Annotated in this window: 12 protein-coding genes and 2 pseudogenes; 8 read left to right on the forward strand and 6 right to left on the reverse strand. The window is 56.0% G+C overall.

The genetic code is table 11. The features are described from left to right. The 3 genes and pseudogenes from C9422_RS32665 to C9422_RS26100 all read right to left on the reverse strand — a co-directional run. A pseudogene (locus C9422_RS32665) lies at positions 1-247 on the reverse strand (patatin family protein); the annotation flags it as partial. A 92-nt stretch (positions 248-339) separates the two neighbouring features. Next, positions 340-491: pseudogene (locus C9422_RS32670) on the reverse strand (IS5/IS1182 family transposase); the annotation flags it as partial. A 14-nt stretch (positions 492-505) separates the two neighbouring features. Next, on the reverse strand, positions 506-1,381 hold the full coding sequence (locus C9422_RS26100) for a helix-turn-helix domain-containing protein (RefSeq protein ID WP_116582657.1): 876 nt from the start codon (positions 1,379-1,381) through the stop codon (positions 506-508). A gap of 460 nt (positions 1,382-1,841) precedes the next feature. Between C9422_RS26100 and C9422_RS26105 the strand changes: the two genes are divergently transcribed. The 7 genes from C9422_RS26105 to C9422_RS26135 all read left to right on the forward strand — a co-directional run bounded on the left by C9422_RS26105 (position 1,842) and on the right by C9422_RS26135 (position 9,075). Next, positions 1,842-2,702, forward strand: coding sequence for a hypothetical protein (locus tag C9422_RS26105; RefSeq protein ID WP_116582658.1), 861 nt, complete (start codon positions 1,842-1,844; stop codon positions 2,700-2,702). 187 nt (positions 2,703-2,889) lie between these two features. After that, positions 2,890-4,152 carry an MFS transporter gene (locus C9422_RS26110; protein ID WP_256590034.1) on the forward strand — a complete coding sequence of 421 codons (1,263 nt, stop codon included), beginning with the start codon at positions 2,890-2,892 and terminating at the stop codon, positions 4,150-4,152. A 211-nt stretch (positions 4,153-4,363) separates the two neighbouring features. Continuing rightward, positions 4,364-5,197 carry a dihydroorotate dehydrogenase electron transfer subunit gene (locus C9422_RS26115; protein ID WP_116582660.1) on the forward strand — a complete coding sequence of 278 codons (834 nt, stop codon included), beginning with the start codon at positions 4,364-4,366 and terminating at the stop codon, positions 5,195-5,197. After that, a complete protein-coding gene (locus C9422_RS26120; protein ID WP_116582661.1) occupies positions 5,194-6,129 on the forward strand; it encodes a dihydroorotate dehydrogenase in 936 nt (311 codons plus the stop codon). The genes C9422_RS26115 and C9422_RS26120 overlap by 4 nt, the downstream gene beginning before the upstream one ends. Further along, positions 6,126-7,382, forward strand: coding sequence for a Zn-dependent hydrolase (locus C9422_RS26125; RefSeq protein ID WP_116582662.1), 1,257 nt, complete (start codon positions 6,126-6,128; stop codon positions 7,380-7,382). Before C9422_RS26120 ends, C9422_RS26125 begins: the two co-directional genes overlap by 4 nt. Then, positions 7,379-8,725: a dihydroorotase gene (locus C9422_RS26130; protein WP_116582663.1), complete on the forward strand. Its 1,347-nt coding sequence runs from the start codon at positions 7,379-7,381 to the stop codon at positions 8,723-8,725. The genes C9422_RS26125 and C9422_RS26130 overlap by 4 nt, the downstream gene beginning before the upstream one ends. A gap of 20 nt (positions 8,726-8,745) precedes the next feature. Continuing rightward, positions 8,746-9,075: a hypothetical protein gene (locus C9422_RS26135; protein ID WP_116582664.1), complete on the forward strand. Its 330-nt coding sequence runs from the start codon at positions 8,746-8,748 to the stop codon at positions 9,073-9,075. Positions 9,076-9,176: 101 nt separating this feature from the next. Here C9422_RS26135 and C9422_RS26140 read toward each other — a convergent pair whose 3' ends face one another. Together C9422_RS26140 and C9422_RS26145 are read right to left on the reverse strand one after the other, a co-directional pair. Continuing rightward, on the reverse strand, positions 9,177-9,830 hold the full coding sequence (locus C9422_RS26140) for an HD domain-containing protein (protein WP_116582665.1): 654 nt from the start codon (positions 9,828-9,830) through the stop codon (positions 9,177-9,179). A 5-nt stretch (positions 9,831-9,835) separates the two neighbouring features. Beyond that, entirely contained in the window at positions 9,836-10,276 is a 441-nt protein-coding gene (locus C9422_RS26145; protein WP_116582666.1) for a carboxymuconolactone decarboxylase family protein, read from the reverse strand. Between the two features lie 110 nt (positions 10,277-10,386). On the opposite strand from C9422_RS26145, the gene C9422_RS26150 reads away from it, so the two are divergent. Further along, on the forward strand, positions 10,387-11,307 hold the full coding sequence (locus C9422_RS26150; RefSeq protein ID WP_116582667.1) for a LysR family transcriptional regulator: 921 nt from the start codon (positions 10,387-10,389) through the stop codon (positions 11,305-11,307). A 77-nt stretch (positions 11,308-11,384) separates the two neighbouring features. Here C9422_RS26150 and C9422_RS26155 read toward each other — a convergent pair whose 3' ends face one another. Further along, a complete protein-coding gene (locus tag C9422_RS26155; protein WP_116582668.1) occupies positions 11,385-12,323 on the reverse strand; it encodes a LysR family transcriptional regulator in 939 nt (312 codons plus the stop codon). Positions 12,324-12,392 lie beyond the last annotated feature (69 nt).

Raw genomic sequence — 12,392 nt, forward strand, 5'->3', positions numbered from 1 at the left:
TATTGGCCAGCGGAAGGATATGGTTCGGCTTCCCGGCCTTGGCGAGCTCCTCGCTCTCACGCTTGTTGGACTGAACCGCATCCTCAATGAAAGGCGTCAGGTCGTGGTCCAGCCTGTAGCGAGCATTCGAGATGCCCGGGATGATGGCTTTTACCGTCAAGTTTGGAGGAACCGCGTCTCTGCGTGGCAGGCACGCTTGAAGAAACATGTCCAAAGAGGCGCCAGGTATGAGCGGGAATGGTCTCACATCGCCTCCTCCGGCCTTGCCGGTCGACAGCAAACGCGCTCATCGTGAACAAGAAAGTCCTGACTCATGGTGCTGAGATGATTACGGCCATCTTAACGTGAGTTGTAGGCGAGCACATTCAAGCTTATCTGCGTAATCACCCCGATCAGCTTTCGCGTCATGAAGTGCGCCTCACCCATCCATTGTTCGAGTGTCCCGAAGGGATGCCCAATAGGCCGTTTCAAACTCGCATCATCTCTGGCGAAACAACGCTACTTCTCAGAGTTTGGCCAACAACCTGCTCAGCTCCCGTTTTGCCGCCTCACCTGAATGCGCGCGCTCAAGTAGCCCGCGGGTCATGCTCCTGTACATTTCGACGGCTTCGGGTGACGAGCTCACGCTGGCAATGCCGGTATGAATATTGGGCAGTTCTCCGAGACGGTAGGGGCTGACGGCCACATAGCTCGTGTGCTGTTGCTCGAAAATCTGGAAGGTGGCGCTGGGCAGGGTTTCGTCGATGAGGTAGATATTGAATCGCGAGCCTTCGCTACCGATCTGGTCAATCAGGTTTTCGACTTCGCGCCGCGCCAGCAGTGAGCGCTCCATCCTGACGCTTGGTGGTAGGTCGAGGCGGCCGACCAGACCGATATGCAGGTAGCGCTCGATCTGGCGGAGGCTGATGATTGATTGAACCTCGAACTTTTGTTTGGAAAACGTCGCTTTACGTTCGTTGAGAATCTCGAGAATCTGCGCCTGCATCGCCGCTTGGTTTGCGTCGAAATTCTTCGGCCGTGCTTCGTCGAGCATGGTCTTGAACAGTTCGGAATAAGCAGGGGAGGTCAATAGATAGGAAAATGGGTCGAAGTACGACTGGATGCTCAACGAGCGCGCTTCCAGCTGACGCATGCGCTCGAAGTAACCCAGGGCATTGTCGAAGTATTCGGTGTCGGAACCCAACAGGCTGGTCAGGGAAACCTTGAGCAACTGTGCCAGGCGATCCAGGGTCTCGAGCTTGACGATTTTTCCCAGTTCCAGGCGATACACCGCTGCACGGGAAATATCGAGTTTCTCGGCCACCTGGTCGGCGTTCAATTGGCGGCCGATGCGGTAGGCCCGAAGGCGCTCACCGATTGCCTGGTAGTCGATCTGGCTCACTAAAACTCCGAATTGCTAATGTAAATGGGGTGGAACACGTTGCTCCAACCATTTTCTGCGCGGACGATGCCTGCCGTTCATGCGGTTCGAACAAGGAAATTGTTGACCTCTTCACGACTTCGTTGTATCAATATTTAGACGGGCAATACTTGTTTGTCTAAAAAATACAAAAATGGTGCGGCCATGTCCATGAATATCCCACCCCAGATTCCTGTGCCGAGCCTGGCTCCAGGATGATCCCTGGCGAGCAGTCCCTTTCTCACTGATGTAGAACCCTGAATCCCGTCGCCTTTATTGAGGCGCACTGGGTTTGTCATGCCTGAAAACCAGTCCCGGAGAACCTCATCGACCTGAACCCTTGACCTTGTCGCACCGCAAACAAAACGTGAGGCCGTGAACAGATAACTCTGATTGCGTGACCTGATTCGCCCCTAAATCAATAAAAATACGGAGCACAACAATGGACCATTCAATAGGCTTACCGTCATTGCTGGCGATTTCACTGGCTGTCGTGACGCCTTGCGCGCTGGCGGCGCCTGGCTACAGCGACACTTTGATTGGCTACCGCTATAGCGACCATTACAGCGATCCCGGCAAAACCAAGGATGTGGCGAAAAACATTCTGCAAATTACCCATGTCAGCAGCTACAGGCTGGGGCAAAACTTCATTAACCTGGATGTGTTCAAGTCAGACAGTACCGACCCAGCCAAGGGCGGAGGCACCGGTGCTACCGAGTTTTACCTGACATATCGCAACCAGTTGCAGTACGGCAAGGTATTCGACAAGCCGCTGGCGTTCGGCCCGGTCAAGGACGTGGCCTTGACCGCCGGCTTTGACTTCAACACCAAGAACAATGAGTTCGCTTCTGAAAAACGCCTGTTGGTGCTTGGTCCGACGCTGAAGTTTGCCTTGCCCGCGGGTTTTCTCGACGCCAGCGTGCTCTACGCCCGGGAATGGAATCACTGCGGTCTGGACGTGTGCGGTAAGCCAGGTAATCACAACGATCTACTGTTTGATCCGTTCTTTCAGTTCAACCTCACGTGGGGCGTGCCGTTCATGGCGGGACCGCTGCCACTCAAATTCCAGGGCTTTTACACCTACAGCAGCAAGAAGGGTGACGACTATCAGAACCGGCCCACAGCCGCTGAACAGTTGATGCGCACTTCGTTGATGCTGGATGTCGGGCAGTTGGGTTGGGGCGAAAAAAACGTGCTGTGGATCGGGCCTGGATACGAGTACTGGCGCAACAAGTTCGGCAATGAGAAGGGGCCGGGTACGGATGTCGATGCGCTATCGATCAACCTGGAGTGGCACCTGTAAAAAGCGGGGTCTTAATTTTTCGCCGGTTCCGTATCAAAAATTAGACAAGACGTCTCATTTGTTCGTAGACTCAGCGCATCGCTCCGGCGCAAGAAGGACGGCGCTGTTTCCTTCCAGGGACGAGTCAGGCGGCGACCCCGATCCCGGCTCACCCGTCAACCAGAGATAACAATAAGAGGTAATGATTGTGAAAACTCATAACGACTCAAGCGCCGTCAAGGCGGATGCGTCACCGCGCAAGGCGTTGATCGCCAGCGTGACCGGCTACGCCATGGACGGCTTCGATCTGCTGATCCTCGGCTTCATGTTGCCGGCCATCACCCTCGGCCTGGGGCTGACCACCTCCGAAGCAGGTTCGCTGGTCACCTGGACGTTGCTCGGTGCTGTGGCGGGCGGCTTGATCTTCGGCCAACTCAGCGACCGTTATGGCCGGGTGAAGATGCTCAGCGTGTGCATTCTGGTGTTTTCAGTTTTCACCGGTTTGTGCTCGCTGGCCCAGGGTTACTGGGACTTGCTGACTTACCGAACCCTGGCCGGATTTGGCCTGGGCGGCGAGTTCGGTATCGGCATGGCGCTAATCGCCGAGACCTGGCCGGCCAACAAGCGCAACCGCGCATCATCCTACGTCGGCATGGGATGGCAGGCTGGTGTACTGGCAGCTGCACTGTTGACTCCGCTGCTGTTGCCACATATCGGTTGGCGCGGAATGTTTCTGGTCGGACTGGTGCCGGCGTTGTTGTCCTTCGTGATTCGCCACACCATGGGCGAGCCGGAGGAGTTTATCAAAGCCTCGGTCAACCCTATCTCCTTTACCCAGCGCTTTGGCCAATTGTTCAAGGATGTGCCAACCACCAAAGCCAGTATCGGCGTGATGGTACTGACCTCGGTGCAGAACTTCGGTTATTACGGAATCATGATCTGGATGCCCAGTTACCTGTCGCGCCAGTTCGGTTTCTCGCTGACCGCGTCCGGCACCTGGACCGCTGCCACGGTAGTGGGGATGGCCTTCGGCATCTGGTTGTTCGGGCAACTGGCGGACCGCTTCGGCCGCTGGCGGATCTTTTTGCTGTATCAGGCCAGCGCAGCGGGGATGGTGTTGGTTTATGCCAACCTGAGTGACCCCATCAGCATGCTGTTCGCTGGCGTGGTGATGGGCATATTTGTCAATGGCATGATCGGTGGCTACGGCGCGTTGATCTCGGATCTCTATCCCGCTCAAGTCCGGGCCACTGCGCAAAACGTACTGTTCAACGTCGGACGCGGGGTCGGTGGATTCGGGCCACTGGTGGTCGGAGCGATAGCCCTGGCGTATTCGTTTTCGGCGGCAATCATGCTGCTCGCCTCAATCTACTTGTTGGCGATGGCCGCCACGCTGTTCCTGCTGCCACGCAGTCAAGGCCACGGCGGTGAAGCTCGGTTGGCGAACCCGCTGTCAGCGCAGCAAAAATAGGTATTTGAAACGAACGGTTGAAGCTAAAAATTTTTTGCAAAAAATGTATCAAAAATTAGACGATCCTTTTTCAAAGGCGTAAAATAAACTCCAGAGATGAAGTGAAAGTCGCGACGCTGCCGAATGATTTAGGCGGCGTTGCTTCTCTTTTCACTCGACTGTATCAAAAATTAGACAAAGCGCTTAAACAAGAACAAAGAGGGCTTTCAAAATGACCGGAATTTCGACCTGCTGCCAGGCCATCGCCGTCACCCCGCCTAACGATACGCTGGCGGTGGTGCTGTCCAACGAATGGGTCAACGACGAATACAAACGTCTGATCCTGCAAGCCGATGGCACCGCGTGCCATTCGCAGCCTGGGCAATTTTTCAACTTGCTGTGCCCCAGCGAAGGCGAACACAAACCTTTCTTCCGCCGGCCGATGAGCACCTACAAGGCCGACCCGGTCACTGGCCAGGTTGAGTTTCTGTACAAGGTCACCGGCAAGGGCACCTTCGGTCTGGAAACCCTCAGTGAGCGGCAAACCCTGGAAATCCTCGGCCCCTTGGGCAAGGGCTTCGATCTTGATCCGAACTGGCGACATATGACCATCGTTGCCCGTGGTGTCGGCTTGGCGACCCTGGCGCCGTTGGCCGAAGCAGCCCATGCCTTGGGGATCAAGCTGACCGCAGTGCTCAGCGCCCGCAGCGAAAAAAGCCTGTTATCACGCGAGCGCTTTGCCTCCCTGGGCGCCGAAGTCATTTGCGCACTCGACGAGGATGGCAGCAGTTCGCTGGAAAATATTGAAGCGTTGTTACGCCAGGTGATTACCCACGAGGGCAGCAACGCCTTGTTCACCTGTGGCTCCAAACGCCTGACTCGCCTGCTCAAACGCTTGTCGCACGAGTTGGGCCTCGCTGGCCAGGTCGCGCTGGAACAGCAAATGGTCTGCGGTCTTGGCATGTGCCAATGCTGCGTCGATGTCTTCGAAGTCGATGGTTTGAAAATCGGCAAACGTGTCTGTCTGGAAGGCCCGGTATTCGACCTGGCGGAGGTGTTGGAATGATTGATCTCAGCGTAAACATCGGCGGCCTGCGCCTGAAGAACCCGGTGATGCCAGCATCCGGCACCTTCGCTGAAGAGCTCACCCACCTGCTGGACTTCAACAATCTGGGCGCCTTGGTCACCAAGACCATTACCAGCGAAAAACGCACCGGCAACCCCATGCCGCGGGTGTGTGAACTGGCCGACGGCATGATGAATGCCATCGGGATCCCGAGCAAAGGTGCCGATCTATTCATCGAGAAGGTGGTGCCGTTCTACCGCAATTTTGATTCGCCACTGATCGTCAGCATTTCGGCACCGACCGCCCAGGGGTTTGCCGAACTGGCAGCACGCCTGAGCGATGTGCCAGGCGTGGCCGGTATCGAAGCGAATATCTCATGCCCCAATATTGAAGCACACGGCGCGTCGTTCGGTATGCACGCCGATACCACGCGGCAGGTCATCAAGCTGATGCGCGCCAGTACCTCGTTGCCGCTGTGGGTCAAGTTGACCCCCAACGCAGGCGAAATCGTCGACATCGCATTGTCCGCGCAGGATGAAGGCGCGGACGCTGTGGTGGTTGGCAACACCTTGCTCGGGCTGTCGATCGACATCGAAAAAGGTCGAGCACGGCTGGGTAATTTTATGGGCGGGATCTCCGGCGCAATGATCAAGCCGCTGATGGTGCGATTGACCTATCAGTGCGCCAAGGCCTTGCAGATTCCAGTGATCGGCTGCGGCGGCATTGCCACTGCCGATGACGCGCTGGAGTTCATCTATGCCGGTGCCAGTGCGGTGCAGGTCGGTACCGCTACCTTCATTCATCCAAAGACCATGAACCTGATGGTCAATGAACTGGAAGTGTATTGCCGGCGCAAGGGCATCAGCCATTTGAGCGCACTGGTCGGCAGCCTCGACGATTCACCGGCCGCAGCCTTTGGAGCCTTGCCATGAGCATTCTCTGGAAGCAACAAGCGCGGCGCATGTTCAGCGAAATCAGTGAACTGTCCCGTGACCCGGAAATCGGCATTACCCGTGAGAGCTATGGTGCTGGCGAAAACGCTGCGATTGCCTACCTGTCGCAGTTCGCTCGTGACAATGGTTTGCGGGTTCTCACCGACCCTGCTGGCAACGTGTTTTTTCAACGGGCCGATGACGACGGGCAACCAGCAATCTGGATTGGCTCACATTTGGACTCAGTGCCCCAGGGTGGTAATTACGATGGTCTGGCGGGTGTCGTCGCGGGGCTGTTGTGCTTGTGTCGACTGGATGAGCAAGCGGTTCGGACCCAGCGTCCGATTCGCGTGCTAGGCCTGCGCGGTGAAGAGAGCGCCTGGTTTGGTAAATCCTATATGGGCTCACGAGCGTTGATGGGGGGGCTCACGTCTAACGACCTGGCATTGGTCAACCGCTTCAGTAAGAGGACCCTGGGCGAGGCCATGCAGGCGGTCGGCGCTGATCTGGATGCAATTCGCAGTCAGCAATGGCTGATCGACCGCCAGCAGTTCGCCGGTTATCTGGAAGTGCACATCGAACAGGCCGAGTCCCTGGAAAAAATGGGCCAAGCCATAGGCGTAGTACCCGGTATTCGCGGCAATCTGCGACACAACCTGGTGCGATGCCTGGGCGAGGACGGGCACTCCGGCGCGGTGTCCCGTGAGGACCGCCATGACTCGGTATTTGCCGTCAGCGAACTGGTGGCGCGCATCGATCAGTTGTGGGGCGAGTGGCTCAATGACGACCGCGATCTGGTGGTCACGGTCGGGACCCTGGGCACCAACGCCGCGCATCACGCAGTCTCGCGGATACCCGGCGAAGTCAACTTCAGCCTGGAAATCCGCAGTCTGCATCAACCTACGCTGGAGGCCTTCCATGCCTTGATCCTGGATGAAGTCCGACAGATCGAGGAGCACCGTCAGGTGCGGTTCGAGTTCGATAAACGCATCGATACGCAACCGGCGGCCATGCATGAACCCTGGGTCGAAGCCTTTGTGCGCACGACCCGCGAGCATGGCTGGGAGGGCGTCCTGACACCGAGTGGTGCAGGGCATGACGCTGCGGTTTTCGCCAACGCCGGGATCCCCAGCGCCATGCTCTTCATCCGTAACCAGCACGGTTCGCACAACCCTCATGAGGCAATGGTGCTGGATGATTTCATCGAGGCCACCGAGGTGCTGTACCACACCACACAGGAACTGACGCTATGAAACGCTCACCACAATCCTGGCTAATTCGCCGAGCAACACTGGTCAATGAAGGTCAGCGCTTTTGCAGCGACCTGCGCATTGAGGGCGGTCGGATTGCGCAGATTGCCCCTTCCATTGAGCCGCGTAGGGACGATTGGGTAATTGATGCCACGGGGCTTTGGTTGCTGCCGGGAATGATCGACGATCAGGTGCACTTTCGTGAACCGGGCTTGACTCACAAGGCCGACATCGCCAGCGAATCCCGGGCCTGCGCAGCCGGTGGCATCACCAGTTTCATGGAAATGCCCAACACCCGGCCGCCGGCACTGGATCGCGATTCTCTGGAAGCCAAATACGCAATCGCGGCGCAATCCTCGGTTGTCAATTACGCCTTTTACATGGGTGCGAGCAACGACAATCTGGAGGCTATTCGCGCGATCGATCCCAGAAGTACGCCGGGGGTCAAGGTATTCATGGGTGCGTCTACTGGTAACATGTTGGTGGATGACCCCGAGGTGTTGAACGGCATCTTCCGCGATTCGCCCGTGACGATCATCACCCACTGCGAAGACTCGCCGATGATTGAGGACAACCTGCAAAAGGCCCTGCGCAGTTACGGCGAAGGCATACCCGCGCACCTGCACCCACTGATTCGTTCGCGCGAGGCGTGTATAAAGTCCACCCGGCTAGCGATCGAACTGGCGCGTAAACACAACGCGCGTCTGCATGTGTTGCACATTTCCACTGCCGAGGAACTGGAGCTTTTCGAGCTCGGGCCGTTGGCGAGCAAGCGCATTACTGCGGAAACCTGTGTGCATTTCCTGCACTTCAATGACGGCGATTACCAGCGTTTGGGGATGCGGCTCAAATGCAATCCGGCGGTCAAGACCGAGCGCGATCGAGTGGCGATTGTCCGGGCGTTGGCTGAAGGGCGCATTGATGTGCTGGCCACTGACCATGCACCTCATTTGCTCGAAGAGAAAAACGCCCCTTACCAGAAAGCCCCGTCAGGCGTCCCATTGGTGCAGTTTGCCCTGCAAGTGGCGCTGGAGAGGGTGTTCGCGGGTGAATTGACTCTCGAGCGGGTGGTCGAGGCAGTCAGTCATGCCCCTGCAAGATTATTCGAAGTCAAAGATCGAGGCTTCTTGCGTGAAGGTTATGCCGCTGACCTGGTACTGGTCGATCCCTGTCGGCAGCACACCGTCCAGCGCGCCGAGGTCTTATCCAAATGCGGCTGGAGTCCGTTCGAGGGCAACACCTTTTCTTCGAGCATTGTCAGCACCTTCGTCAATGGGCAAAGAGTCTGGGATGGAATGGCAATCCTGTCGGGCCAGCACGGCCAGCGCCTGGCATTCGATCGTTAATTACGTCCAAGGAGTCAGTCATGAATTTTTCCACCGCAGTCCAGGAATTTCGCCAAGCCTTGCCCGGCACGGACGCCTTCAAACGCGTGCGCGTGCAGTGTGAGCAGATCATCCGCAATGTTCCCGAACACGCGACGATGTGTTTCGTTATTGGCGAGTTCTGTCGTGCGTATGTGCTGTTCTATGAGGACCAGGAAGTGAGTCCGGAATTCGCCCATCGGGTCAAGGCACAATTGCTGGGGTACATGGACTGCCTTGAAATGGCGCTGACAAGCGAAGATGAGCGCGCAATGAGCGCTGCATTGAATCAAGTGGTAGCCGACTATGCAGGCAGCCGCGGTCTGATATGAATTTGCGTCTGATGGCTACCCCATGAGTGCCAGGTCACTGACCTTGCACTCATGGCCCGGAGGAAGGATTTATCGGGCAGAAAGTGCGGATGTTCAGAGCTTTAACGATGCTCCCAGTGTGAGCACAAAATAATGCTGCAAAGATCTTTTCGCTTGAAACCCGGATCTTTGAAGGCAAGGAAGTCATCGTTGAAGGTACCGAATGTGCTGTCCGGCCTGTTTTTCATCCCGCGGTAAAACTCGTCAATCATCTTGTAAGCGAAACCGGGTTCGCGTGGATATGCAGCGATCACCGCTTCACGTTGTTGTTCGCTGAACTGCTCGAAGCCACGTCCAGCCACGTCCATCCCGGCACCGGCCTGCACCAGGGCGATCTCTGGATGCATGTGTTCCGGTATGCCCGGTGTCGTATGCAAAGCAATGGCATTCCAGACCTTCGCTATATCATCCTCGCCGATGCCATGACTGTGTAGAAATTCACGTGCGGCATTCGCGCCGTCGACTTCGAAGCGAAGCTGACTCTTCTGGTACTTCGAGGTCAGGCCGATGTCATGAAACATTGAGGCCACGTATAGAAGCTCCGGATTGAAGATCAACCCCTTGCGTTGACCCATCAGGGCGGCCCAGAAATAGACCCGGGTCGAATGCGAAAACAGCAACTCGCTTTCGGTGTCGCGAATGAGTTGCGTCGCTTCGCGCGCTAATTGGCTGTCGGGAATGCTGACGTCGACACTGGTATTGATTGGCAGCTTCATGGCGTTCACTCCGGTTGCATCGCAAAGCCCACGCCAAAGCGATTCCATGCATTGATTACAGCAATGACAAAGGTCAATTCAGCGAGCTCCTGATCGTTGAAAACGGCGGCGACCTTTTCGTAGATATCATCCGGTGCATGAGTGGCTGCAACCAGCGTCAGCGTCTCGGTCCAAAGCAGAGCCGCGCGCTCCTGCTCGTTGAAAAACGGTGTCTCCTTCCAGGCACTCAAAGCCGCCAGGCGACGTAGGGTTTCACCCTGATGGGTAACATCAGTGGTATGCATGTCAATACAGTAAGCACAGCCGTTTATTTGAGACGCCCGGATGCGGACCAGTTCGCGCAGGGAGCGTGGGAGCACTGAGTCAGAAGCGGCTTTTTCAAGCCCCATCATGGCGTTCATCGCTACAGGGGCGGCGGCGTAATAGTTGAGGCGTTTCGAATTCATGTCTCTCTCCAGGCAGCCGAAGGCTTCGGTCTTGAAGTGACTATATTTGGCTGTGGAATTCTGGATAAACTTGGTGATATCGGCTTCACTGTGCGAGAACTCGGATAATAATGGCTTTTGATCGATTAGAAGCGATGCGAGCATTCTGCCGTATTGTCGAGGTGGGAAGTTTTACTCGGGCAGCGGATTCATTGAACGTGGCGAAGACCACAATTTCAGGGCAGATACAGGGCCTTGAATCGCTGCTGTCAGTCAAACTGCTGCACAGAACCACAAGAAGGGTGACTCCCACCACCGATGGTGCCGCTTACTATCAGCGGGCCCGCGCAGTGCTCGAAGATATAGACGAGTTGGAAATGTCGGTTTCGCAAATTCGTAGCGAGGCGCGAGGCAGAGTGCGGGTGGATATGCCGTCGCCGGTTGGGACTTGCCTCATCATTCCATCGCTTTCTGATTTTTCGGCATTGCACCCGAACATCCAACTGGACATTGGTTGTAGTGAACGCGTGGTTGATCTTGTGCAGGAGGGCATTGATTGTGCGTTTCGGGGCGGGCCGGTAACGGACCAAGAACTGGTTTGCCGTTCGGTTGGACAGATGCATTTTTGCCTTTGCGCTTCACCAGCTTACTTGAGCAATATCAACCCTATACTCAAACCCGGCGACTTATTGGAACACCGGTATCTCGGTTTCACATTTCCAGGGTCAGGCAAACAGCTGACTGCCGTGCTCCAGAACGGCGATAAAAGCTTCGCGATCGATCAGATGCCGGCAATGCGCTTTAACCATGGTGGCGCGTACATCACAGCCGGACTCACAGGGCTTGGCATCGTTTCAGTGCCTCTGGCTGAAGCCAATCCGCACCTTCGGTCCGGGAGGTTGGTGGAGGTGCTGCCGGACTGGACCTTGGGCAGCATGCCAATCAGTCTCGTCTATCCCTATTCACGGCATTTGTCTGCTCGGGTACGGGTCTTCGTCGACTGGGCAGCAGCGCTGATGGCTAACGATTCAAATTGGAAGTTGAACTCCTAACCAGGTCCGTTATGTAAAAAATTGCTATGCCGTTAACCGTTCGCCATTCGCTTGATGATCATTTCGAGCAGTGCCCGTCAGTTTGTCAGCGTCGCAACATCAGGATGGCCTATGTCTTCACCCGTACTGTTTATGTTGGAAAAACGCTCGACTAGAAAGTCGATCAGGCTGCGCACTCTGGCCGAAAGATGCAATTGTTGCGGGTAAACCGCATAGATATCCGCTTGCTCAGTGTGGTCCTCCAATACGAGCCTCAGGCGACCGCTGCGTACATAGCGAGCGAGATCCCACTCGGAACGCTGCAGAATCCCATACCCTTCCAATGCCCAGTCCATGGCAACTTCACCGTCGTTACAGCTCAGTGCACCTTGGACTTTGATGTTCTCAGTTCGCCCGCCTTTATTGAAGTTCCAGACGCCGTACGTCGCTTCATTCTGCCGCAGGAAAATGCAGCTATGGTTTTGCAGGTCTGCGAGCCGGGTGGGGATGCCATGTTTTTCCAAATACAGGGGGGCGGCACATAGCAGTCGGCGATTGGAAGCTATCTTGCGTGCATGGAAAGCTGCATCGGGCAGATTGCCGATCCGGATGGCTAAGTCGAAACCATTGGTAGCAAGATCCAAAGGGTGATCGCTGATTTCAAGCTGCACCTTGACTTCCGGATAACGAGTGTGAAATGCAGCGAGAGCCGGGCCGATATAGCGTCGGCCAAAACCCAATGTCGCATTGACCCGTATCAGGCCTTTGGGTGTGGCGCGGCAGCTGCTGACCATCTGCTCCACCTCATTGATCTGAGTGAGGATGCGCTCGGCGTGGCTGAAATACATCTCACCTTCAGCCGTCAGGCTCATGGAGCGGGTTGTGCGGTTGACCAATCGAATGCCCAAGCGTGCTTCAAGCGCGCTCAGACGCTTGCTCACCGCAGGTGGCGTTACCCCCAGTTCACGGGCTGTTGCTGCCAGGCTGCCTTTCTCGGCCAGGAGATGAAAAAAAGATAGATCGAGGGTCTGGTTCATTAGTAACTCAAAGTTAATTAAGTAGTAATTTCAAAGAACTCACAGGGTAGAGATCACTATATATATACT

This window comes from Pseudomonas sp. B1(2018) (assembly GCF_003097365.1).
In the GTDB taxonomy this organism is placed as follows: domain Bacteria; phylum Pseudomonadota; class Gammaproteobacteria; order Pseudomonadales; family Pseudomonadaceae; genus Aquipseudomonas; species Aquipseudomonas laurylsulfatiphila.